The organism is Bernardetia sp. (genome assembly GCF_020630935.1).
Classification (GTDB): Bacteria; Bacteroidota; Bacteroidia; order Cytophagales; family Bernardetiaceae; genus Bernardetia.
Map to the genome: position 1 here is coordinate 16,877 of NZ_JAHDIG010000040.1, position 25,556 is coordinate 42,432.

The window sequence follows — 25,556 nt, forward strand, 5'->3', positions numbered from 1 at the left end:
CCTATTCTACATCATAGATTTTTCAAAAATGTCCACTACCACAGAAAAAGCCCTCTCAAAAGCCGAACAAGAACGCATTGCAGCACTAGAAAATTACGATACCAAACAAAATATTGTTATTAAAGGTGCAAGAGTAAACAATCTCAAAAATATTAGTCTTGCCGTACCAAGAAATAAGCTCATTGTCATTACAGGCGTTTCGGGTTCGGGCAAATCGTCACTTGCTTTTGATACACTTTTTGCAGAAGGGCAGCGTATGTATGTGGAGAGCTTAAACAGTTATGCTCGTCAGTTTTTGGGTAGAATGGAAAAGCCAGATGTAGATTGGATACGTGGCGTTTCTCCAGCCATTGCTGTAGAACAGAAAGTAAATACAAGAAATCCACGCTCTACCGTTGGAACAACAACAGAAATTTATGACTACCTAAAACTTCTTTTTTCAAGAATTGGCATTACCTATTCGCCTGTTTCTGGAGAAATAGTTAAGAAAGATAGCGTTTCTGATGTAGTTGATTTTATTGAGAGTTTTGAGGAGAATACAAAGTACATGGTACTTGCGCCTTTGGTCGTGCCAGAAGAAAGAACACTTGAAGACCAATTAAATATCTTGTTACAACAAGGTTTTACAAGAATCAAGGCAGGAGACGATGTTATTTTCATAGAACAGCTTTTACCTAAAGAAATTGACCCTGAAGCACATACAGGAAAAGACCAAACTGAACAGAACCTAGAAGCATTTTTAGACCAGCACAAAGGCGAAAAGCAAAAAGATTACGAAGAAGAGAAGAAAAAGCTAAAAAAAGCAAGCAAAGCTAAAAACACAACTACGAAAAAAACCAAAACCCCAGTTTCTCAACTGACTAAAGAACAACAAGCCGAACTCAAAAGAATTTCAAAACTCTCTTTGTTTATCTTGATTGATAGAGGTGTAGTTCGAAAAGACGATGAGCAAAACCGTTTTCGTATTGCTGACTCTGTCCAAACTTCATTTTATGAGAGTAAAGGCGATTGTGTAGTAGAAATTTATCAACGTGGAAAAGATGTAGAAACAAAGTCGTTTTCAGATAGATTTGAAGCTGATGGAATGCTTTTCGAAGAGCCAAACATCAACTTTTTTAGTTTTAACAGTCCTTATGGAGCGTGTCGTACGTGTGAAGGATTTGGGACAGTCTTGGGAATTGATGAAGATTTGATTATTCCAGACAAAACAATGTCAGTTTATGAGGGAGCGATTGCGCCTTGGCGTACTCCAAAAATGAGCAAATGGCTCAACCCACTTATAAAAAAAGGAATTGATTTTGATTTTCCTATTCATCGTGCCTATCAAGATTTGACAGAAGAGCAGCAAAAACTTCTTTGGACAGGTAATGAATATTTCAAAGGATTAGATGAGTTTTTTGAGTTTATAGAAAGTGAGAGTTATAAGATTCAATACCGTGTATTGCTTTCCAAATATAGAGGCAGGCGTATTTGTCCAGACTGCTTGGGAACACGCATCCGAAAAGAGGCTTCGTATGTCAAAATTGGAGGAAAATCTATTCAAGAACTTGTTTTACTTCCTTTAGATGAACTGATAGAATTTTTTAATGAACTCAAACTAACAGAACATCAAGAAAGCGTTTCGAAACGAATTTTGATAGAAGTCAGAAATCGTCTGCAATATTTGGATGAAGTAGGATTACAATATTTGACTTTAAATAGAAAAACGGCGACCCTTTCTGGTGGAGAATTTCAACGCATTAAATTAGCTACTTCTTTGGGTTCGGCGTTGGTAGGTTCGATGTACATTTTAGATGAGCCAAGTATTGGACTTCACCCAAGAGACACACAAAACCTTATAAAAGTTTTGAAAAAGCTGCGTGATTTGGGAAATACGGTTATCGTAGTCGAACACGAAGAGGAAGTAATGAAGGCTGCCGACCAAATCATCGATATTGGATTAGATGCAGGTTCGAACGGTGGAAACCTTACTTTTCAAGGCACTTTAGAAGAACTCATAAAAGATGCAGGTAGCTACACAGCTAAATATTTGCGTGATGAAATGCAGGTTATCAAGCCTCAAACGCCACGAAAATGGAATGAATATATTGAAGTAGTCGGAGCAAGGGAACACAACCTTAAAAATATTTCGGTCAAATTTCCTTTGGGAATCTTGACGACTGTTACAGGCGTTTCGGGTTCTGGAAAATCTACTTTAGTTAGAAAACTGCTTTACCCTGCTCTTTCAAAGCACCTCGGCAACCACAACGACGAGAGTGGAAAAATGGACAAACTTAGTGGCAATCTCAAAACGGTAACGAGCGTAGAGATGGTCGACCAAAATCCGATTGGAAAGTCGTCTCGTTCCAACCCTGTAACCTATGTAAAAGCCTACGATTATATCCGTGCTTTGTTTGCCGAGCAACCGATGTCGAAACAACGTGGTTTTACACCTGCTTATTTTTCATTCAATGTAGAGGGAGGACGCTGCGAAAACTGCCAAGGCGAGGGCAAGATAAAAATTGAAATGCAGTTTATGGCAGATATTTATCTGACCTGTGAATCTTGTAAGGGAAAGCGTTTTCAATCAGAAGTTTTGGAAGTAGAATACAAAGGAAAAAACATTGCTGATGTCTTGGATATGACGGTAGATGAAGCTGTAGAAATTTTTGCAGACTCAAAGCCGATTATGGCACGTTTGAAGCCTTTGCAGGAGGTTGGTTTGGGTTATATTCAATTGGGACAGTCTTCTAACACACTTTCTGGAGGCGAGGCACAGCGTGTAAAACTAGCGGCTTTTCTTACCAAAAGTGCCAGCGACAGAGCCAACCGAGAGCATATTTTATTCATTTTTGATGAGCCTACCACAGGTTTGCACTTCCACGACATTTCAAAACTCCTAAAATCCATTAATGCTCTCATAGAACACGGACATTCTGCCCTCATCATCGAACACAATGTAGAGGTTATTCGTGCAGCCGATTGGGTGATTGATTTAGGAAAAGAAGGAGGAAAAAATGGTGGACATCTTTGTTTTGAAGGAACACCACAAGAACTGGCTAAAGCAGAGGGAAATTATACTGGGGAGTTTTTGTAAGGAAAATCACATAATATCTAAAGGGCTTCTGATTTTATTCTTGCTGCCTTTGGTAATATGCGTGTAAATCTGGGTAGTTTTAATTGAGTTATGTCCCAAAAATTCTTGAATAAAACGTATATCTGTACCATTCTCTAGCAAATGTGTAGCAAAGCTATGCCTAAGTGTGTGTACAGTAGCTTCTTGTTTGATATTAGCTTTTTTGAGGGCTTTCTTAAATATTTTCTGAATGCTTGTCGTAGAGTATTGTCCTCCATTTTGACCTTCAAATAACCACTCTTTAGGCTTGTAAGCCTTATAATATTCTCGTAGTAAAACTAAAAACTGCTCAGACAACATCACTTCTCTATCTTTGTAGCCTTTTGCTCCTTTTATCCTGATTATCATTCTTTTTGAATCAATATCATTTATTTTGAGTTTAGTAATTTCGCTTATTCTCAAACCAGCACTATAAATACCTGTAAGAATAGTTCTATGTTTTAGATTCGTAGGACTACTTATCAAACGTACAACATCTTCTTTTGATAATACATTGGGTAGTTTGTGTTCCTGTCTATTAGGATATAGGTAGTCAATTTGTAAATCTTTCTTATACATTTCTTTATAAAAAAGCTTGATTGCTCCTACAGTTTGCTTTTGGGTAGAAAAGGATATTTTCTCTTCTCTTATTTTTTGATAGAGATATTCTTGTACTTCTTTTTGTGTTATTTTTTCAATAGGTTTCTCAAATTGGCTAAAAAACTTCTCCAATACAGACTAGGGTAAACGCACGAAACTTTTTATACTAGCTCACTTAGCTTTAAATAAACTTTACTTGTCAGAGTAATATAAATAATCAAAGTAAAAAAGAGCTTCTATTTGATTTAAATGGCTATACTTTTTTTTCGTGCGTTTACCCTAAATACAGACTGATATGTTTTTTTGAGTGCTGTAAGCATAGCGTTTGATTTTTAATAGTTGTACAAATTTTTCTATCTCTTCCATAATAACTCTTTTTTTAGATGGATATATGTAACTGTAAATAAAGGTACGTAATAACGGCTAATTTGGTTTGTTATGTAAACCTTTCTTGTTAAAATTATGTGGATTGTGTAGTATTGAGTTTATATAAACGTTGTGTGCAATTTGAACCGACCACTTCCCTATTAAAATTTCCCTAAAAATTTAAAATAAATGTAACCAGTTACAATAATATTTTATACATTTGCGTAACCAGTTACAAATATTTAGGAAATGGACTTTTTACAACAGATAGGTTTTGCAGGATTGAACAGTAGAATAAAACGTTTAAGCGATGAACTTTTGTACAGTACAAAAGACTACTATAAAAACGCAGGGCTTGACATTGAACCCAATTGGCATCTGATTTTTCTGTTATTGGAAAAACACAAATCATTGACGATTACAGAAATATCACAGGAGTTAAGAATGTCGCATCCTGCTTGCGTGAAAATCATCAACAAGATGAAGAAAAAGGGTTATATCGACACTAAAAAGGACGAAAATGACTCACGAAAACAACTTTTGGAGCTTTCCGACAAAGCCAAAAATAAACTTCCCGAATTTCACAAGCATTGGGATGCTTGTATAAAAACAACCGAAGAACTTATTGAACAAAGTCCAAATTTTATGCAAGAATTGACCGAATTTGAAAACTTGGTAGCTGACAAGAATTATATGGAAAGAACTTTAAAAAACTTTAATGAATTATGACTTTATTGACCGAAATTTTAGGGTATTTGGCAATTGCCACAGGCTTTTTTGCCATCACAAAAAAAGAAATGGGTGCTTTTCGTTTATGGCATCTAATTTCAAGTTTTTTCTACATCATTTACGGATTTCTATTGCAATCAAGTCCGTTAATTATTGCAGGTATAATTTTCTGTATCATACACCTTTATCATTTAAGAAAACTGAAAATGGACACTAAAAGCAAAACACAAGCATTATGATAAAAGTATTTATAGCAGGCGGAACAGGTTGGGCAGGTTCTGCATTGGGCAAAGGCGTTTTCAATAGCCAAAATATGGAACTTGTTGGAGCAATGTCAAGAAAGCACAAAGGACAAAACTTGGCTGAAATTCTTGATTTGGGTTCGGCTAATATTCCTATTTACGACAACATAGAAACGGCTCTGAATGAAACCGACTTTGATGTTCTTGTAGAATATACAAAACCAAATATTGCCAAAACAAACATTATATCGGCACTCAAAAAAGGAAAAAAAGTTGTTATTGGAACTTCAGGTCTGACTGAAACAGATTATACCGAAATTGAGAAAATAGCCAATGAAAATAATACTTCGGTTTTGGCAGTTGGCAATTTTGCGATAACGGTTGTACTACTTCAAAAGTTTTCGGAAATGGCGGCAAAGTATATTCCCAATTTTGAAATTATCGATTATACCCACGAAGATAAAATTGATGCACCAAGCGGAACAGCAAGGGAATTGGCTTACCGACTTTCAAAAGTCCAAAAACCGAACAAATTCGTAACCGAAGATGAACTGATTGGAGAAAAATCAAGTCGTGGTGCAAATCTAAATGAGGTTCAAGTCCATTCGGTCAGACTTCCAGGACACGTTATTTCCATAGAAACCATCTTCGGACTTAAAGACGAAAAACTATCCATTAGACACGATTCGGGAGCGAGTGCAGAACCGTATGTAAAAGGCGGACTTTTGGCCATCGAAAAAGTTGGAACATTTAAAGGATTAAAAAGAGGTCTTGATAGTGTAATGGAATTTTAAAAAAACTGCACACAACAACGTATATAAAAAATAGCGGTTTAAGTGCTTAAATCAAAGTGTTTTCGATAAATTTATCGTCAGTACCAAACCGAAAAGTCCGTGAGTAAAATCCGCTACTTTTCATATACAAGACCGTTGTAAAACATTTGAGAGAAACATTGAAACATATAATTTTAATAATGGGAATACTATCTTTTTTCGGAGCAAATAGTCAGAACAACAAAAAGGAAAATTTTGAAAATCTGACTTCTGAATTAAAAGAACAGTTTAGAAAGGAACTTCAAAGAGATTCGGAAAAGGAATTTAACCCAGAATTTATCCGAACCACAAATTTGGAAAACGAAATCATAAATAAATATGGTTTTGACGGAATCAAACTTGTTTTTGAATCAAGAAATAGTTCAAACTTTCACGAACTCGGAGAATTACCAGAAGACTGTCCTTGGAAAAACTTAAATGATAAAACAATTGCGGAATTCATAACCGAAAACTTTAAACCAATTTCTAAGAAAATTCCAAATTTGATATCTTCATTAAAAGAGCGTTGTAAATTCATTTTCGCAGAGAAAAAAGAAAACACTTGGCATTTACATTACTTGCTGAATATGAAGCTTTATGATGATAGAGATTATTTCAAAATTTATATAGGAGGAGCACCACTCTTAAATGCAGAACCAAATAAAAATTTAAAAACCTTTAATTGGAACGTTCCTAATGACTTGAAAACTTTCTATAAAATACATAACGGATTTGGAGAAATATATGACGCTTATTTTGTTATGGCTAATGACGATATAAAAGTAATGGCAGAAATGATGAATCCAATTTGTAAAGAACAAAATGTACAACCCGAAGGTTATTCTTTTAATGACTTACTTGAGTTCTATCCAGATGGAGCTGGAAATGCCCAATGCTTTTATAAAAATAATGGAAATTCGACTGTAGATTGGGACCACGAAGTTTGGGAAATTTCTGGAGAAATCGGATTTTTTGAGTTTATTAACGAACGAATGTCTGAAATAGACGAGGAATAAAAAATGTTTTACAACAATGGCTATAAGTAATTGCTTCTTCTCGCCTACTTCTGAAAATCCTCCTGCTCCATCTCGGCTGTTAAAAAACAAATAAAAAAAATAGGCTCTAGCTTGGCTCTGCCGAGTTAGGGCTATGTATTCGGCTTCCAGCCGTGGTTTTTGTATTTGTTTTGTCCAAAAATTTCAATATTTGTAGCTATATTTAGAACTGCAAAATACAGTAAATACATATTACTCACTCGGCACAGCCGAGCGAGAGCAGGCAGTGCATTTAAAAAAACATACGCCAGAGATTGAAATGGAAACAAATACACACGAGATAAATAACATAAAGATTGCTGAACTATCATCAGAACAAATCCTGATAAACAACATAGATGATGGACTGAATTTATTAGGGAACGTTTATTACCAAGGATTTGATAAAGTTGTCATTCATCAAAAAAATATTACTCCAAACTTTTTTGAACTCAAAAATCGAATGGCAGGAGAAATCCTTCAAAAATTTTCAACTTATCGTGTTCAATTGGCTATTGTGGGAGATTTTTCGACATTCAACAGCAAGAGCCTAAAAGATTTCATATATGAAAGCAATAAGGGAAACCAAATTAACTTTGTCTCATCAACAGCTGAAGCATTAACAAAATTATCAGGAAATTGAATGTAACAAAACTAGACATAGAAGCAATTATTACTGAGCAAATGATTCAAATCCCTGCTCCATCTCGGCTACTAAAAAATGAAGAAAAAAACGGCTTCGAAAACTATGGTAAAACCAAGCCTATCCTTTAGAAAAATAGTTGAAATTTATTCCGTTTCTATCGTATAGTGTTTTGTTTTTTACAGACACTATCCCACGAAGTCTTTACTAAGTTTTTTTATTAGTTCTTAGTTCACCTCCTTCACTTCCCACTTCCGTATTTTCGGATAATAACGCAAAAATTGATTTTCTTTTAAGTTTGCTAATGTATCAGAAATAGTATAAACGGTAACATTTCCTTCCTTTACCAAAACAAATAAACTATCTTGACTAGATACGTTAAAAATGCCCTCTTTGGTTCTGACCTTGAAACTTCCTGCATCCAACACAAAAGAAGTAAGTTGTTTTTTTACATCAAATTCTGCCAACCCAGCAAGTTGAACGTCTCTTTCCTCACTTCTAAACTCTGTTGGAAAGACAAATCTTGAATCAGTCGTATAACGCACCTTTGAACTATCTGAAAGAATTTTGGTTTTCCATTCTTTAGGCTGACTTTCTAAATATGTGTTTAAATATTGAAGTCCAATACCTAAAGCCACAGCAAAAATTATAACTACTCCGAAAGCAGACCACGAATTTTGCGACTTTCTTCTCTTGAGTCGCTTCTGAAACTCACTTTCTTCAAATTCTTCATATTCTATACGTTCAGATAAAGCTGTGGCTGACGGAACAGTTCGGTTTTGTGTTGTTTTTGCTTGTTCTTTCTTAGAGTTTTCAGTCGTTTTGTTTTCTACTTTATCAAAACCTGTTTTCTGATTGATTTGATGAATAATCTTTTCATATTTTTCATCCTCAAAACTAGGTAGTTCTAAAGCTGTGCGTTGCCAAATTTCTTCCCAAGATAATATTTTTTGAGGAGGCAAAGCTCCATTTGTTTCATCTTCTTGGCTCTCTTCAACAATACGCATCAAAATCACTCGCTCCTGTGGCGTAATCGTATTTTGTAGGTGTTTGAGTAATAACTGTTCGCTTTCTGTAACTTTCATTTTTATTTCATTGAATATAAAAACGAAGATAAAAAAAGATAGAAGAAGTTTGGGTAAATAGCACCTTTTTTGTGTAAATTATGACATAAAAGCAAAAGATTTTTTATCTAAAAAACTACTTACTTATGAACCGTCGTAAATTCTTAAAAGTTGGAGCTATATCAGCAGGAGCAGTTTTGGTAGGAGGAGTTGGAGGAAAATTTGCCCTAGATTACCGACTTTCTACTAAAAATGAAGTCTTGCGCCCTATCTCTTTTTCTTCACTCAAAGAAGCACAACTAGAACTAGACAGACTAGAAAAAATGGCACTCCTAGACCCACAGAAAATTCAGCTTTTAGGCGATTGGTCGCTACATCAAAATTTGGTGCATTGCGCTCAAAGTATTGAGTATTCTCTGATAGGTTTTCCGAAAAATAAGCCAAAACTCATTCAAAATACCATAGGAAAAATTGTCTTTGAAAAGTTTGATGCACAAGGCTATATGAGCCACGACAGAAACGACCCTATTCCAGATGCTACACCTATTGAAAAAGAAGGAAATTTAAAGGCTGCTTTTGAAAGAGTAAGAAAGTCTATTTCAGATTTTGAGAATCATAAGACAGCTTACGAACCTCATTTCATGTACGGAAAACTGACCAAATCGCAGTATGAAAGAGCGCACTATCTTCATCTTGCAGACCATCTTACAGGAATAATGTAGCACACAGTTTAACGTGTGAGCTAAATTTAATAGGTAAAATACATAACATTGACTTGTGAAAAACTATTAGAATAGTATTTGTGTGATATGATTGTAAACTGGTTTTTGAAGTAGTATCTTTGTACTTGCTTACACTCTGAAGAGTGTACTACATAAAATCATAAACCAAAAATTATGTCGTTTCATTCCCTTACAAAACATAAAAAATCGTTTTTCGCAGCTTTGTTTTTTCTACTTAGCATAAATTTCTCGTGTGTACAGGCACAACAAAATACAGACAATGAGACAAAAGTTGCCTATCATTTCAATTTTTCTAATCGTGTACATCACGAAGCAAAAGTTACGATTTCTGTTCCAACTGCTCCTAAAGATGAGCGTTTGAAGTTGCGTATGAGTAGAAGCTCGGCAGGGCGTTATGCACTTCATGAGTTTACCAAAAATGTCTATTCAGTAAAGGCTTACGATGAGCAAAATAAAGCATTAGAAGTAATTCGTACTTCTCCCTATTCTTGGGAAGTTTTGAAACCAACTGACGGAATGAGGGTAGAATACACACTTTTTGCTGATTATGCAGATGGTACATACTCTGGAATAAATACTATTCAAGCACACCTCAATGCGCCAGCAAGTTATCTTTTGGTAGATAATTTTTATGATGAAAACTTTGAGAAAAATGCTTCTATCAGGAGTACAAAAGAAAATAAAGAAACAAAAACTATTGAGGTAACATTTTCATTGCCTCAAAACTATAAAGATTTAGCAGGTTATAGTGATAGAAACACAGACAACTGGACAGTTGCCACACAACTTCCACAAGTGAATGATTCAGTGTTTTATGCTCCAAATTATTATTATTTATTGGATTCTCCTGTTTTGATAGGAAATTTGTTTTGGAGTGAGTGGCAAGAAGACAACCAAAAATATAGAGTTGCCCTCAATAAAACTACCACAGAAACGACAGAAGAAGAAGCAAACGATTATGTAGAGAAAATTAAGAAAATCGTAAAAGAAGAAATTGCTCTTTTCGGAGAAGCTCCCCTGTTTGATTACGGAACTTATACTTTTCTTCTCAACTACCAACCTACTGCTCACGGCGATGGAATGGAACACCGAAATTCTACCATCATTACAGATGCTGATAAACTTACGGATAACCATTTATTTACAGTTGCTCATGAGTTTATCCACGCTTGGAATATTGAGCGTTTGCGTCCTGCTTCGTTAGAGCCATTTGATTTTTCTTCGACCAATATGTCTTCTGAACTTTGGTTTGGAGAGGGTTTTACGTCATATTACACCAATTTGGTTATGCTACGTGCAGGTTTGATTGATGAGACAACCTACGCTGGGCGAATGAATGGAATGCTAAATTATGTTTTGACTTCCCCTGGTCATAACTTTCACTCTCCTTCAGAGATGAGCCAGCAAGCAGCTTTTGCAGATGCAGCCACAGCCAACGACCCACTTTCGCATCACAATACTTTTATCACTTACTATTACTATGGTGGAGTAATGGGATTGGCTTTAGACTTAGAAATGAGGAAACGCTTTGATAAATCTTTAGACGATTATATACAAGCTTTGTGGCAACAGTTTGGAAAGAAGGAAAAACCATATACAACAGACAATTTGAAGCAAGCACTTGCCGAAGTAGTGAGTGATAAGCAATTTGCAGAAGATTTCTTTAATAATCACATCTTGGGAAATAAGTTACCAGATTATAATGCTCTTCTAAATACAGTCGCAATGGATTTTCAGCTTGTTCAGAAGGGAAAATTATGGTTTGGAAAACTAGGTTTAGATATTGATGAGAGAAAAGAAATGAAAAATGCTACTATTTCAAATTATATGCTTTACGGCTCTCCACTTTACAACGCAGGACTGGAAAAAGGCGATGTTTTGGTAAGCATTGACAACAAACTTATTAATTCAGTAAATGCGTACAGAGAAGTTCTTGCAACACTAGAAAAAGACAAAGCTGTAATGGTTACTTTTGAGCGATTTGGACAAAAAAACACTGTAGAAGTTGTTCCTGTGCAGATTCCTTATCGTGCTTTAGTTTACCTTTCTGAAAATGAGCCTATCACAACAAAAAAACAAGTGGAAGAGCGTAAAAAATGGCTTTCTACAAAGCAGAAATAAAAATTAAGTTATTTATTTTTCTCTAATCGGAATCCATATTTCTTCTTCTGAATTTGGGTCGTTATTTTTATATTTCTCTCCCAAAATTTCAAAGTGAGGTCGGTTGTCTAGCTCGTAGGCAGAGTTAGGCAACCATTTCGTAAAGATATATTGAAAAATACTATTGTCATTACTAGAACCTTTGTATTCGAAAACAGCATATTTTCCACCTTGCAGTATAAATGTTTCTAGCTCTTTTTCCACATCATCAAAACTCTCTACTTCAACAGCTGCCCATTTTTCGAAGTCGTTAGTAGGATTAAATTCTCTAAAATATTCTTTATCATAAACTTGCATAGAAATTTTATCTGTGCTGATTCTATTTTTGATATTTTTTATTTTTAGTGCAAAACTTCCCCATAAAACTCCTGTTTGGTTATTGATTAGGTTCATTTTGACTTTTTTTCCAACTAGCTTTTTTTCTGTAATGATGTTTATTTTTGGGTTCATGTAATTTTATTTTTCCAATATGAAAGGCATTAGTTTAGTGGATAAGATAACTTAAAACCGTTTTCTATAAGTTGATTTCTTTGTTCATCAGTGATTTCATTTAAAATTATGACACTCCCTCCTCTCATCAAATTTTCAAACACTTTTTTTGCATCGCTAACTCCCAGTTTGGTTACAGCTTTAATGAGTTGTATTTGCATCAATCTACTACCCAACGAACTATCTTCAAGTTCTACATTTAGCCTACTTTTATCTTCTTCTAAAAATGGGTCGCCATACAATTCATAGGATTTGATATAACTTTCAGCAGGTCTGCCAGAGCCTGTATGATATATTTTTTTAGTTATTTTATCTACCAATACAGCACCTTGTCCAATCGCAAAATGTTCAAAACTTCCTGTCTCAATATATTTCTTTGTTTGATAGAATACAGCAAAACATTTTTCAGATTCTAATATAGAGTTAGGTATTACAGCAAATACATCAGACTCTGCTTCTAAATCTTTTGTTACTATTTCTTCTGCTTCTTTAGCCGTCATAAACTGTACTTTTTGAATTTCTTTTTAAAATCATTTCAAATCAGCTTCATCTTTCAAAAGAAAACAAGCATTATGCTTTTCCATTCCAATACGAGGGTAATACTCTACAGCCTTTGGAGCAGAAAGAAGAATGGTAGTGGCTTTAGGAGTTTGCTTTTTTGTCAGTCGAATAAGTTTTTTTCCTATGCCTTGTCTTTGGTAATCTTCATCAACAGCCAAATCAGAAAGGTAAGTACAGTACACAAAGTCAGTTATAGACCTTGCTACACCAATTAACTTGTCATCATCTCTAGCTGTGATAATTAAGTTAGCATTTTCTACCATTGCCTTAATTCTTTCAAAATCATCTATAGGTCTTCTCTCTGCCAGTGTCGATTTTATGAGTAATTCTTGAAACTCGGTTGCAGAAAGGTTATTTTCTATTTGATATTGTATCATTTTTTTATTCAGATTACCCAGCATTTCCTGCTTTCATAATTAAGAGAGGACTATTAGCGTGAAATGCCATTTGTTTGGTAATACTTGTTCCAAAAATACGCTCCCAAAAGTTACGACGATTTCTGCGAAGCATCACAAAAAGTGTCAGAGGATTGGTGTTGATGTACTCTATGAGCGTATCTTCTACCTTTTGATTGGGAGCAAGAGGAAGTTTTTGGAAGTTTACAAACTGATTTTCAGAGAGCTTCTTCTTAGCTATTTTTTTGTCATAACTTGCCTTAAATTCGTCAAACCATGCACTTGTTTCAGCATCTTTTTCTACATGAATACCCTCCAAACTTGCCTTAAAATTAGAAGCCAACCCTTGTAAATAGTCCAAGACTTCTTCGTCTTCTGGCAGCATCGAAACGCCATATACAATTCGTTCATACGTTCCCTCTTGACTGCCTTCTGGTACAATCACGACAGGACAAGAAGCATCAGAAATTACTTTTGCAGCCACACTTCCCAAAAATACTTCTGTTAAGCCACTTGCTCCTTTTGTCCCCATTACTATCAAATCAGCATTATAACTTTCAGAATAGTAACGAACTCTTTGCAACGGGTCGCCATCTACTACTAAATGTTCAAAGTCCAAATTAGGATGTTCTTCTTTCGTTTGCATCACTACTTTATACATGTTGTCTTCAGCTTCTTGTTTTCCTAGTTCAGAGAGTTTTTTACGTCCTGTAAAACTTCCTCCTCCCATTTGTGGAGGCTGATACGAATGAAAAATAATAATTTTAGCATCCGATTCTTTGGCAAGTTCAATAGCATGACGAAGAGCTAACAAGGAATTTTGAGAGAAATCTAAAGGAACAAAGATAGTTTGCATAGTGTATTTTTTAGTAGGCTTCTTATTGGTAGATAATTACTTTTCAGTTCAATTAACAAAAGAGTATTTAAAACTCCTAACTAATATACAGAATTTCTTTTGAAAACGACATACCTGTATTAGAGTAAACGCCTAAACTGACTATGACAAAACTACTTTACTAAATCTTTCGAAATAAAAAACTATTTGGTAGAAATAGCATCTAAACTTCAATAAGAAGTTATAAAAAAATCCGTATTTTTGAAACTGTCTTTTTTTAAGCAAGATAGTTTTTCTGTGTTTTTGTTTCTTTTGAAATATTGTTTGATGTGTGAAAATAATTTTTGATTTTCCATTCATCATTTACCATTCATCATTAAAAAAATGAACGTTTCGCCTAATGAATCTTTTAAGGTAGTCTATTCGCTTTATGAACATCAGTTTTTGGGCTGCTTGTTTGAATCTTTTGTAGTACAAGTCAAGAATAACAAACTAACCTATAAGTATCAAAACATTTCCTCTCGCAATGCACATGAGTTTGATAATGGACTTTCTACGTCAGATTATGAACTCATAAAACTGATGGATGCAATTCAGCAAGATGCCATAATGAAAAAATTTGGAAGTGCTTCTTCCAAATCTAGTAGAACAAAATCTACAAAAAAACTAACTATTTTCGACTTTGCTGAAAAAGTATATGACAAAGAAAAAGGTGACAAAACTACCCAAAAACTCATTGAAGATTATATAGAAACAAGACGAGTAAAGATTTTGAATCTTTTAAAGGAAAAAAATAAGCTCGTCTATACCATGAAAAAAGATGGCACTCCAACAGGCGAGTTTGTTGAAGTTCCAAAAAAGTCAGCTACTATTCTTTTCCATGTCTATAAAAATCCAGACAATACGCAATATTACCCTACCATTCGCCACGATGGAAAAACAATAGAATTTCGTCAGTCGGATGCAAAAATTGTTTGTAATTCACCTGCTTGGCTACTGCACAACAATATTTTATACCATTTTGACAGACCATTAGAAGGTGCAAAACTGAAACCTTTTCTTCGTAAAAAGTTCATTTTGGTAAACAAAAGTGTAGAGAAAACCTATTATGAAAAATTTGTTGCTTCTCTCATTTCTTCTTATGATGTAATTGCAGTAGGTTTCAAAATTGATATTGAAAGATATGACCCAACAGCCGAGCTACATTTCAAAATACTCTCTTCTACATTAGGTTCTCTTTTTGATAGTTCTACACCTTCTGTTGCTAATCAAGGAGAAAAAGAGAGTACAGTCATATTTGAACTCAATTTTAGATATGATAATGAAGTTTATAAAGTTTCAGAGTTAAATGAAAATCAAAATAGCCATGTCATTTTTGAAGAAAAGGAAGAAGAGTTTGTTTTTACAAAATTTGTAAGACAAATTTTGATAGAAAAAGCAGTCATTTCAAAACTAAAAGAGCTAGGTTTGCCAATTCAGAAAGGAAAAACTACACTTGCTCGTGCTAAGGCTTTTTCTTGGATGGCTGATAATGAAAATATCCTTCAAGAGTTAGGAATAAAACTCAAACAGCATCAAAGCGAAGAAGGGCAACGTTATTTTATTGGAAAATCTCAAATCAGTATTGCCATCAATGAAAATAAAGATTGGTTTGATATAAATGCAAAGGTTTTTTTTGGAGAGTATCAAATTCCATTTATGCAAATTCGTCAGTATATTTTGAAAGGGCAGCACGAATTTACACTTCCCAACGGAGAAATTGCTGTAATTCCAGAAGAATGGTTTGTAGAATATAGTGAGCTTTTTGAGTTTATGCAGTCTAAAAATGATGATTTTTCACTCAAAAAACACCACTTGGCACTTGTTCAAAACCTAGAGCAAGGAAACTTAGCCAACGTAACAATGAACCGAAAACTTCAAAAACTCTATGATGCTGATAATTTTGGAGAGATAGAAGATTTTGCTTTGCCAAAAGATTTTAAGGGAGAATTACGACCATACCAAAAGGCTGGTTATAACTGGCTTCGCTTTTTGCAAGAATTTAATTTTGGTGGGTGTTTGGCTGATGATATGGGACTAGGAAAAACAGTTCAAACACTTGCTTTGCTTCAAGCACAAAAAGAAAAAGAGGGAGAAATTGCCCCTTCGCTACTCATTATGCCTACTTCACTCTTGTATAATTGGGCTGTTGAGGCAAAAAAGTTTGCTCCTAAGCTCAAAGTTTGGCGTTATACAGGGACAGACCGAAACAAAGATATTGCAACATATTTTCCAAAGTATGATGTAATCTTAACCTCCTACGGAACTGTCCGAATAGATGCTGATATTTTAAATAAGTTTTATTTCAATTATGTCATTTTAGATGAATCACAAGCAATCAAAAATCCAACTTCTGGTATTTCGAAGGCTGTAAAAACACTCAAATCTCGCTTCAAACTCATCTTGACAGGAACACCAATTGAAAACTCAACACTTGATTTATGGTCGCAGATGTCGTTTGTCAATGGAGGACTTTTAGGAAATCAGAAATTCTTCAAAACACATTATCAGTTTCCCATAGAAAAGCGAAGTGATATTGATAAATCTAAAAAATTACAGACGATTATTAAGCCGTTTATCCTTCGTAGAACGAAAAATCAAGTGGCGACAGAACTTCCTCCAAAAGTAGAGAATGTCATTTACGTAGAGATGAGTAAGGCACAAGAAAAAGTTTATGAAGAAGCTAAGTCGTATTATAGAAACGAGATTTTGAAGCACATAGAAATACAAGGAATGGCAAAGTCTCAAATTATGCTTTTACAAGGCTTAACACGGCTTCGCCAACTTGCCAATCACCCAAAAATGTTAGATGAAGACTATGAAGGTGATTCGGGTAAATTTTCAGACCTTACCGAAAAACTAAAATCTGTTTTGAGCGAAGGGCATAAAGTTTTGGTCTTTAGTCAGTTTGTCAGACATTTAACGCTGGTTAGAAAGGAATTAGACAAACAAAAAATAAAATATTCTTATTTGGATGGAGGAACAAAAGACCGAAAAGCTGAAGTAGATAATTTTCAAAATAATAAAGACATCAAAGTGTTTTTACTTTCTCTAAAAGCAGGTGGAGTTGGGCTAAATTTAACAGCTGCCGATTATGTTTTTATGTTAGACCCGTGGTGGAATCCAGCCATTGAGGCACAGGCTGTCGATAGAGCGCACCGAATTGGACAAGAAAACCGAGTTTTTATTTATAAATTTATCACTCAAAACTCTGTTGAGGAAAAAATATTAGCTTTGCAACAGCACAAACTGGCACTTTCACAAGACTTGATTACCACAGAATCTAGTTTTGTCAAAACGCTTTCAAAAGACGATATTGCCGATATTTTGAAGTAAAAATAAACGAAAGATAAAAATGAAAAAAAATTTAGTTTCCCTCTTTTCTGGGTGTGGTGGAATGGATATTGGTTTTGAGGGAGGTTTTAAGGTTCTCAAAGAAATCATAAACACGAAAATAAATAAAGATTGGATTGAGAAAGAAGATGACTTATATTATCACCTTAAAGAAACCATTTTTGAAACAAAACTTGCAAATGACATTAATGAGTATGCAAAAAAGACTTGGAATGATTATTTTTTAGCGAAAAAAGAAATTCAAAAAGATAAGGAAAATGAAATTTTTAAAGTGGGTAGTATTGTCGATATTGTAAAGGAGTTTGAAAATGGAAATACAGCACTTTTTCCTCAAAATGCAGAAATTGTTACAGGTGGTTTTCCGTGTCAAGATTTTAGTGTTTCTGGAAAAAGAAAAGGATTCAATTCGCACAAAGACCATAATGGAAAATTGATCGAAAATAATTCAGATGATGATAATATAGAAAATACGATTCCTTCTGAAGAAACACGAGGTAAATTGTATATTTGGATGAAAAAAGTCATAGAAATTACAAAACCTAAAATTTTTATTGCTGAAAATGTCAAAGGACTTACTAATCTAGGAGAAGTAGAAAAGATAATTCAAAGTGATTTTGCAGACATTGATTCAAATGATGGAAAAAAAGATGGATATTTAGTACTTACAAAAGTTCTTCACTCGGGGATGTATGGCGTTCCACAGTCAAGAGAGCGTATATTTTTTATTGGGTTCAAAAAATCAGCTTTGACAAAAGAAGCCTTAGAAGAATTAAGTAAAACTACGATTTCAGAAAGATACACACCTTACCCAATTCCTACGCATCGTTTAAATGGCGAAATTCATAATTCTTCTTTACAAGATTTGATGATAAATTTCACTAAAAGCAAAGTTGTTTTGAAGGATTTGGAAGAACCTGAAAATAGTACAGATATATCCCAAAAATATTATTCAAAAGCTAAATTTATGGGTGTACACTGCCAAGGTCAGAAAGAAGTAGATTTAGAAAAACTTGCTCCTACTATTCGTGCAGAACATCACGGAAATATAGAGTACAGAAGGTTGAGTAAAGAAAATGGAGGAAAAATTAATGAAGAACTAGAAAAAGGTTACAAAGAGCGACGTTTGACACTTAGAGAATGTGCTAGAATTCAGACTTTTCCAGATGATTATAATTTTGTTATTCCAAAAAAAGGAATGAAAAATAGATTTGAAGTAAGTGCTTCGGTAGGCTATAAATTAGTAGGAAATGCTGTTCCTCCCCTTTTAGCCTATCATTTGGCTAAGAAAATTGAAAGTAATTGGGAGTTGTATTTTGGAAAAGAAAAAGTTAAAAGCGAACTCAAAGAAATATTTTAATCAACTCTTATGAATAAATTTAATTTACTGAACTGCTTTTTATATGTCTATTTTTATGAAATTGAACAAAAATTAAATTCTACCAAAAATGAGCTTGATTTAATAAAATTTCAATCAGAAGAAGCAAATACAGATGAGTTTTTGAAACGTTATTTTAAAAAGTTTCTATCACTTCATAATTCGATAAGAGAAACCAAAATTGAAAAACTTAACTTACAAGTTGATTCAGAAAAACATCAGATTGAAACAAAAGAACTTTTCAATTATCAAATAAAGAATGTTTTTCTGCCAGAAGAACTAACAAACAGCCAAAAACAAGAAATTACAAAATCTAAGAGTTCTGTCTACACTAATCTAGATTTATATTTGGAAATAAGTGATAGTAAAACTATTTTTTATGAATCTGTTGAACTGAAATCCACAAAAACAGATACAATTCCTGGTTCAAGTATTCAACAAGTTTCACTTTTTGAATGGGTAATTTTTATTAAACGAAATACTAGTTCTGTTTCGGTTGCGACAGGTTTCTATATCAACAGTATTACTGAAAAATTACCTTTTCCAGATAGAAGCCCTAGACCACAAGTAGGCTTCAAAAATTTAGTAAATTGGAACAAAAAGTACAGAAAAACAGAAAACAATATTCTCTTAATAGAAAATAGAAGTGAAATTAATAGTGAGAAAATAAAACTATTGACTGATTGGCAAGATTATTTAGCTGCTGAGTGGCTGGAAATTATTCAATCAGATTCTTCTAAAAAGAATGAAAAATGGTTTAATAATGCACTAAGAAAATTTTCTCTTAAATTTTTAGAGTATATAGAAAATCTAAATGAAGAAGAGAAAAATAATTTGAAAATAAAATTGAGAAATTTAATCAAATAACTTGATTAGCAGGGTAACAAATAAAATAACCATACAATGTCAAATAAAACTACTATCATTCCTATATTTTCTCTTCAAGAAGCCCAAAAAGCTCTTGAAAATCATATCAAAAATCTAAATACAGAAGGCAAGCCTAAAGATTTGTATGCTCCGATTGAGTATATTATGTCTTTGGGAGGAAAAAGAATGCGCCCTTTGCTTGTTTTGTTAGGCTATTCTTTATATGATTCAGAGTGGAAGAATGCAGTTGCTCCTGCTATCGTAACAGAGGTTTTTCATAATTTTACACTTCTTCACGATGATATTATGGATAATGCTCCCATTCGTAGAGGACAACCCACAGCCCACGAAAAATGGAACGAAAATACAGCTCTTTTGTCTGGTGATTTAATGCTTATCAAGACTTACCAATGGTTTGGAGCAGCTATTCCATCAGATAAACTACCAACTATTTTAGAGCTTTTCAACAAGTGTGCTATCGGAGTCTGTGAAGGTCAACAATTTGATATGGAATTTGAAAGCCGAAATGATGTAACCATAGAAGAATATTTGGAAATGATAAAGCTCAAAACAGCTATTTTATTGGGTTTTTCATTAGAGCTAGGAGCGATTTTAGGAGGAGCAAAACCTTTTGAAGCACAACAACTTAGAGAAGTAGGGATTTTGGCAGGAATTGGTTTTCAACTTCATGATGATATTTTGGATGTTTACGCCAATCCAGAAACATTTGGCAAACGAGTAGGAGGGGATATTACAGAAAACAAAAAAACCTATTTGATGCTAACAGCTTTACAAAAAGAAAAAGAAGCAAGAAGTTCTGCCCTGCAAAAATGGATAAATAAAACTAGTTTTGATGAAGCAGAAAAAGTAGAAGCCGTTACAAAAATTTATAATGACTTAAATATTCGAACTCTGACAGAAGAAAAAATGAATGAATATTTTGAAAATGCTTATAACAAATTGGATGAGCTTTCTGTCAGACATAAAAATCAAAAACAAGTTTTGAAGCAGTTTTTGCTGATGATACAAGAAAGACAAAAGTAAGCTAAATCAATGAGACAAAAAGTTCGTAATAGGACAAGGTCTCCCTTGTCCTATTACTAAAACCTAAACTACTCATTCGTGTTTTTCCATCTCATTTCTAAGTATTTATTAGTAAACCCTAGTCTTTCATAAAGCTTTTTAGCTGGGTTGTCTGGCTCTACGTGTAGTGCAACTGAGCCTTTTACACTACTCAAGGCTTCTTCCATAATTTTTTTTCCGATTCCTTTTCCACGCTGTGAACCATCCACAGCAATATAAACTAAGATATTTTCTGGAATGTAATCTTTCATTCCAGTTTCGTTGATGACAGTTGCACCTACTATTTTATCATTACCATCTTCGTTTTCTGTAGCATAAAAAATATACCCTCCTTTTCCTTCTTCTTTTGAAAGCGAATACTCCATTGCTTTTCTGATGTCTGCTTTAGGGTCGCCATATTGTTCTAAATGCTTAAAGAGAAAATCATTGATTTCCTCTATAAGAGAGTTTTCAAAATTAGAATTAGGAGTAAGTTTTTTTATGGAAATAGCCATTGAACTGTTGTTTAACTTGTAAAAAATCAAAAATTGTAAAGATAACTAAAAAAAATCCTATTTTCAAAGAGAATGAAGCACTTATCAAAATTCAGTTTATACTTTGTTAGTAAAACCTTTAACAAGGTGTAAGCTAAAAGAAAATATTTGTGTTTTTTATTAGGAAAATGCAACCTAAAGCACGAACTTTGAGTACTAAATTAGTACATTAAGTTATTTTCACAACTATTTAGCTTTTTTAATCCCACAAAAAATAACAAAGCAATTCAATCAAAAAGTAATTTACTTCTTTTGATTGCTGCACTCGCATTTATTTTATTTTAATCCTACTACTTTAACCATGTACAAAAACTACATAGCAGGTCTTGTCTTATCATTTCTGTTCTTGATAAGTCAGAGTGCCTATTCGCAATTTGGAGATTTTTCTCCGACTCAAAATGGCACAGAACCTTGTGCCACAGACAATATTCATCAACGCAAACTAGCTCAAGACCCCGAATATCAAACTAGATTTGATAAACTTCAAGAAGATTTGCGTAAATACATCGCAAACAAACAAAACTCTGCTACCGAACGTACGGAAGCAACAGTATATCAGATTCCTCTAGTTGTTCATATTGTTCATACAGGAGAAGCTCAAGGAGTTGTAGTTGATGGTGCAGTATATAACCCTACTGATGCTACAATTACGAGTTTAGTAGCAGGACTAAATCAGCACTTTCGTAATCAAGCTCCTTATAATTCGGCTACTGGCGCAGATATAGAAATAGAGTTCGTATTGGCTCAAAGAGACCCTAATTGTAATTCCACAAATGGAATTGTAAGAGTAGATGGTTCTGGAGTTACCAATTATGATGCAGATGGTATTTCTACTAACTTTGGCGTAAATCCAGGTGCTAACGAAGAAGATGTTAAAGCCTTAAGTCGTTGGTCTAATACAGATTATTACAACATTTGGATAGTAAAAAAAATAAATGGGAATAATGGAACAAGTGGTTCTTTTACAGCAGGGTACGCCTATTTTCCAGGTGCAGGCGCAGATATAGATGGAACAGTAATGTTAGCCTCTCAATTAGACCCAGCAGATATTACTTTGGCACACGAAATAGGTCATGCTCTAAACCTTTATCATACTTTTCAAGGAAGTACAGGAAGTGGTAACTGTCCTACAAATACAGATTGTACTACAGATGGAGACCGAATTTGTGATACAGATCCTCAAGATGCCAATCACTTTCAGTGTTCTACAAATGCTTGTGGAGGAACAGATGTTTTTTTGAATTATATGTCTTACTCACAATGTCAAGAAAAGTTTACAAATGATCAAAAAACACGTATGCGTGCAGCTTTAGAGACACAAAGAGGGGGACTTATTTCTTCTTTAGGAGGCACTGCTCCTAGTGGTTCGCTACCTACAGCAGCTACTTGTACTACAACTTCTTCTACTCCACACTCAGCCATAGGAGTAGGTAGAGTTAGGTTTAATACACTAGATGTATCCTCAGTAGGTTCAGAAAGTGAAGGTGCTTATGTAGATAGAACCTGCTCACAAAGAACAACTGTAAATGCAGGAGATACCTATACGCTTACTGTAAATGGTTTTTCTTCTAATTCTCATCGTGTAAGAGCATATATAGATTATAATAACAATGGAGATTTTACAGATACAGGAGAAGAAGTATTAGTATCAAACTCAGGAAGTGGAGATCATACAGCTAGTGTTACAATTCCTGCAACTGCTGTAACAGGAACACCATTACGTATGAGGATAGTGGCTGATTTTTCATCTGGAGGTGGTACAATAAGTTCTTGTTCTGCTGGGCAATATGGACAAGGAGAAGATTATTCTGTTACAGTACAAAGTGCAGCAACGTGTTCTATTACAGCCATAAGTGCAGGAACTCAAACAGCTTGTGTTCCAGCTTCTAATACTTATACGCAAGAAATAACAGTTACATATTCAAATGCTCCTGCAAGTGGCACATTGAATGTCAATGGACAAACATTTGCTATCACTTCTAGCCCTCAAACAGTAACTCTTACAGGACTTACAGCCGATGGAAATTCAGTAGATGTAGTAGCTGTTTTCTCTGCTGATGCAGGTTGTACATTTACAGAAACCAATGCTTTCACTGCACCTGCAAGTTGTACGCCTACTACACCAGCAACTGCACTAGATTTTGATGGTGTTAATGATTTTGTAGACATTGATACACCTTTTACAGGTTTTAGTAGTGCTATTACAGTAGAATGGTGGGTTCGACCTGTCTCTTTAGTGGTGGGGGCTTCAATTGGACAAGCATTACCAAACATTAATGATATGAATTCTAATGTTTGGTTAATGCATAAAAACTCTGCTGCAAACGGAGGAGGAATAGGATTTTATGTCAATGATGGAGGTGTTTGGCGTATAGCATCTGCTAGTTATACTACAGGCGACTGGGTACATTTTGCTGGAGTATCTGATGCTTCAGGTACTAAATTATATAAAAATGGAATATTAGTGGATGAAACTACAGGTATTATTAACGGAATTATAGATTCTCCTAATGCACATATTCAATTTGGAAAAGATATACGCTATATTTCTGGGAGGTTTGACCAAATGGAGATAGATGAAGTTCGTATTTGGAATATAGCTAGAAGCTGTTCAGAGATAAAAGCAAACATGAATAATGAATTGAGTGGTACAGAAACAGGTCTTGTTGCTTATTATAATTTTAATCAAGGTACTGTTGGAGGAGATAATACAGGTGTTACAACACTAAATGATTTGACTTCTAGCAATAATGATGGTACTCTTAATAATTTTGCCCTTACAGGAACTACCTCTAATTGGATAGATGGAACAGCAAATGGAGTTAGTGGAACTGTACCAACACCACAAGCAGAAATTAATACTCAAGGTAATAACACAGATATAGCAGATGGTGATGCTACACCAAATACTGTAGATGATACTGACTTTGGAAGTGTAAACACAGGTTCTTCAATTACTAAAACTTATACTATCCAAAATACAGGAGGAGCAGACTTAACTGTTTCAAGTATAGTAGTTGGTGGAACAAATAACACTGAATTTGTAGTAAGTAATATTACTTTACCTAATACTGTCTCTGGAAGTGGAAATATAACCTTTGATGTAACATTTACTCCCACAGCTACAGGAATCAGAACAGCTACTATTACTGTAAACAACGATGACTGTGATGAAGGAGTTTACGATTTTGCTGTACAAGGAAATGGTACAACTGCTCCAACACCTACAGGTAAGGTATTAGATTTTGATGGTTCAAATGATTATATAAATACTCCTGTAACTGCAAATCCTAATGTAGGAACAATAGAATATTGGTTTAATACTGGAAGCGTAAATTCTGCTCAGATTCCTTTTTACTTTACCAATGGAGTTGCTGCTCATGATGGATATGGGGATTTTTCAAACTTTTTAGAGGTAAATACGGGTATAGAAAATGGAGAAGTACGATTTTTCTATCAAAATGGGAATAATGGCTCTAGTTCTGTGTTTCTGAATTTAGTTGTTGCTCTTTGTCCTAATACGTGGTATCATTATGCTGCTACCTATGATAGAAATGGTTTTGCTAAGCTATATTTGAATGGAGCTCTAATTGCTGAAGAAGATATGTCCTTAAAAACTTTCCAAAATCATACTCCGACTACACAGCATATTGGTAAACCAAGAGCTAATAGCCGATATGCCGATGGGTTGTTGGATGATATGCGTATTTGGAATACAGTTCGTACTTGTGAGCAAATTCAAAGTAATATGTCTAATGAACTTGTAGGTAATGAAACAGGCTTGGTTACCTACTATAATTTTAATCAAGGAGTGGCAGGAGGAAATAATGCTACTATCACTTCCTTAGATGATGTTACAGTATCTGGTAATGATGGCACATTAAATAACTTTAATCTTAATGGTAGTGCATCCAACTGGCTTTCTACTACTAATGATATAGCTGGCACTACACCAACAACACCTACTCAAATTGATGTTCTAGGTAACTCAGTTTCTATAACAAATGGAGATATAACACCTGATACAAGTGATGACACTGACTTTGGCACGGTTGCTACTTCAGATACTCATACTTTCACTATTCGTAATACAGGTGGTGCTAAACTATATGTATATTCTATTGAAGTTAGTGGTGCTAATGCGAGTGATTTTGTATTAACGGGTTTTGATTGTACGAAACAAATAATAGATACAGGAAATGATGTTACTTTCAATATAGTATTTACTCCATCTGCTGTTGGAGTGCGAAATGCTACTTTAACTATACGAAATAGTGATTGTGATGCATCACCTTATACCTTTGATTTACAGGGTAACAAGGGATCTTCTGGCGATGTTTTGATAGTGGAAACAGGGATTTTTTATCCAACTATTCAACAAGCAGTGGATGCAGCACTAGTAGGACAAACTGTAAAGCCGACTGTAGCTAGAAACTACCCAGAAAATGTAGTTGTAGATAAAAACTTGACCTTCACATCCGACTTTACAGATTATAATAATGTAAATATCAATCAAATTCTAGTGGAGGATGGAAATA

The 25,556-nt window shown here is 34.3% G+C and carries 21 protein-coding genes; 14 read left to right on the top strand and 7 right to left on the bottom strand.

Going from position 1 to position 25,556, the window contains the following annotated elements; all coding sequences use genetic code 11:
* The first annotated feature begins 28 nt into the window (after positions 1–28).
* Positions 29–3,076, top strand: a complete 3,048-nt coding sequence (gene uvrA / locus QZ659_RS12080) for an excinuclease ABC subunit UvrA (RefSeq protein WP_291726079.1) — start codon at positions 29–31, stop codon at positions 3,074–3,076.
* Positions 3,077–3,082: 6 nt separating this feature from the next.
* On the opposite strand, the gene QZ659_RS12085 is transcribed toward uvrA, so the two are convergent.
* Positions 3,083–3,826, bottom strand: coding sequence for a tyrosine-type recombinase/integrase (locus tag QZ659_RS12085; RefSeq protein ID WP_291726080.1), 744 nt, complete (start codon positions 3,824–3,826; stop codon positions 3,083–3,085).
* Positions 3,827–4,309: 483 nt separating this feature from the next.
* On the opposite strand from QZ659_RS12085, the gene QZ659_RS12090 reads away from it, so the two are divergent.
* From QZ659_RS12090 to QZ659_RS12115, 6 genes are all read left to right on the top strand, one after another.
* Positions 4,310–4,789 (top strand): MarR family winged helix-turn-helix transcriptional regulator, encoded by a 480-nt coding sequence (locus QZ659_RS12090; RefSeq protein WP_291726081.1) that lies wholly within the window; start codon positions 4,310–4,312, stop codon positions 4,787–4,789.
* Complete coding sequence (locus QZ659_RS12095) at positions 4,786–5,028, top strand: YgjV family protein (RefSeq protein WP_291726082.1); 243 nt, start codon at positions 4,786–4,788, stop codon at positions 5,026–5,028. The genes QZ659_RS12090 and QZ659_RS12095 overlap by 4 nt, the downstream gene beginning before the upstream one ends.
* A complete protein-coding gene (dapB, locus tag QZ659_RS12100; protein WP_291726083.1) occupies positions 5,025–5,825 on the top strand; it encodes a 4-hydroxy-tetrahydrodipicolinate reductase in 801 nt (266 codons plus the stop codon). The genes QZ659_RS12095 and dapB overlap by 4 nt, the downstream gene beginning before the upstream one ends.
* 179 nt (positions 5,826–6,004) lie before the next feature.
* Positions 6,005–6,859 carry an SMI1/KNR4 family protein gene (locus tag QZ659_RS12105; protein ID WP_291726084.1) on the top strand — a complete coding sequence of 285 codons (855 nt, stop codon included), beginning with the start codon at positions 6,005–6,007 and terminating at the stop codon, positions 6,857–6,859.
* A 298-nt stretch (positions 6,860–7,157) separates the two neighbouring features.
* Complete coding sequence (locus QZ659_RS12110) at positions 7,158–7,520, top strand: DUF4180 domain-containing protein (protein ID WP_291726085.1); 363 nt, start codon at positions 7,158–7,160, stop codon at positions 7,518–7,520.
* A complete protein-coding gene (locus QZ659_RS12115; RefSeq protein ID WP_291726086.1) occupies positions 7,517–7,651 on the top strand; it encodes a hypothetical protein in 135 nt (44 codons plus the stop codon). The genes QZ659_RS12110 and QZ659_RS12115 overlap by 4 nt, the downstream gene beginning before the upstream one ends.
* Positions 7,652–7,747: 96 nt before the next feature.
* Here QZ659_RS12115 and QZ659_RS12120 read toward each other — a convergent pair whose 3' ends face one another.
* Positions 7,748–8,605 carry a FecR domain-containing protein gene (locus tag QZ659_RS12120; protein WP_291726087.1) on the bottom strand — a complete coding sequence of 286 codons (858 nt, stop codon included), beginning with the start codon at positions 8,603–8,605 and terminating at the stop codon, positions 7,748–7,750.
* A gap of 125 nt (positions 8,606–8,730) precedes the next feature.
* On the opposite strand from QZ659_RS12120, the gene QZ659_RS12125 reads away from it, so the two are divergent.
* A complete protein-coding gene (locus tag QZ659_RS12125; protein WP_291726088.1) occupies positions 8,731–9,306 on the top strand; it encodes a DUF1569 domain-containing protein in 576 nt (191 codons plus the stop codon).
* 174 nt (positions 9,307–9,480) lie between these two features.
* Positions 9,481–11,448: a M61 family metallopeptidase gene (locus QZ659_RS12130; RefSeq protein WP_291726089.1), complete on the top strand. Its 1,968-nt coding sequence runs from the start codon at positions 9,481–9,483 to the stop codon at positions 11,446–11,448.
* 12 nt (positions 11,449–11,460) lie between these two features.
* On the opposite strand, the gene QZ659_RS12135 is transcribed toward QZ659_RS12130, so the two are convergent.
* The 4 genes from QZ659_RS12135 to QZ659_RS12150 are packed head-to-tail and all read right to left on the bottom strand — an operon-like array spanning position 11,461 to position 13,788.
* A complete protein-coding gene (locus QZ659_RS12135; RefSeq protein ID WP_291726090.1) occupies positions 11,461–11,937 on the bottom strand; it encodes a GyrI-like domain-containing protein in 477 nt (158 codons plus the stop codon).
* A 29-nt stretch (positions 11,938–11,966) separates the two neighbouring features.
* Complete coding sequence (locus tag QZ659_RS12140) at positions 11,967–12,476, bottom strand: hypothetical protein (protein WP_291726091.1); 510 nt, start codon at positions 12,474–12,476, stop codon at positions 11,967–11,969.
* 30 nt (positions 12,477–12,506) lie between these two features.
* Positions 12,507–12,914: a GNAT family N-acetyltransferase gene (locus QZ659_RS12145; RefSeq protein ID WP_291726092.1), complete on the bottom strand. Its 408-nt coding sequence runs from the start codon at positions 12,912–12,914 to the stop codon at positions 12,507–12,509.
* 13 nt (positions 12,915–12,927) lie between these two features.
* Positions 12,928–13,788 (bottom strand): universal stress protein, encoded by an 861-nt coding sequence (locus QZ659_RS12150; RefSeq protein ID WP_291726093.1) that lies wholly within the window; start codon positions 13,786–13,788, stop codon positions 12,928–12,930.
* A gap of 363 nt (positions 13,789–14,151) precedes the next feature.
* Between QZ659_RS12150 and QZ659_RS12155 the strand changes: the two genes are divergently transcribed.
* The 4 genes from QZ659_RS12155 to QZ659_RS12170 are packed head-to-tail and all read left to right on the top strand — an operon-like array spanning position 14,152 to position 20,446.
* Positions 14,152–17,142 (top strand): DEAD/DEAH box helicase, encoded by a 2,991-nt coding sequence (locus QZ659_RS12155; protein ID WP_291726094.1) that lies wholly within the window; start codon positions 14,152–14,154, stop codon positions 17,140–17,142.
* A gap of 19 nt (positions 17,143–17,161) precedes the next feature.
* Positions 17,162–18,517, top strand: a complete 1,356-nt coding sequence (locus QZ659_RS12160) for a DNA cytosine methyltransferase (protein WP_291726095.1) — start codon at positions 17,162–17,164, stop codon at positions 18,515–18,517.
* 9 nt (positions 18,518–18,526) lie between these two features.
* On the top strand, positions 18,527–19,402 hold the full coding sequence (locus QZ659_RS12165; RefSeq protein ID WP_291726096.1) for a hypothetical protein: 876 nt from the start codon (positions 18,527–18,529) through the stop codon (positions 19,400–19,402).
* 36 nt (positions 19,403–19,438) lie between these two features.
* The gene (locus QZ659_RS12170) at positions 19,439–20,446 is read left to right on the top strand and encodes a polyprenyl synthetase family protein (RefSeq protein ID WP_291726097.1); all 1,008 of its coding nucleotides are present in this window, start codon (positions 19,439–19,441) and stop codon (positions 20,444–20,446) included.
* Positions 20,447–20,514: 68 nt separating this feature from the next.
* On the opposite strand, the gene QZ659_RS12175 is transcribed toward QZ659_RS12170, so the two are convergent.
* Complete coding sequence (locus QZ659_RS12175; RefSeq protein ID WP_291726098.1) at positions 20,515–20,979, bottom strand: GNAT family N-acetyltransferase; 465 nt, start codon at positions 20,977–20,979, stop codon at positions 20,515–20,517.
* A gap of 340 nt (positions 20,980–21,319) precedes the next feature.
* Between QZ659_RS12175 and QZ659_RS12180 the strand changes: the two genes are divergently transcribed.
* Positions 21,320–25,556 (top strand): choice-of-anchor D domain-containing protein (locus QZ659_RS12180; protein WP_291726099.1); only part of this gene is annotated, 4,237 nt, incomplete at its 3' end.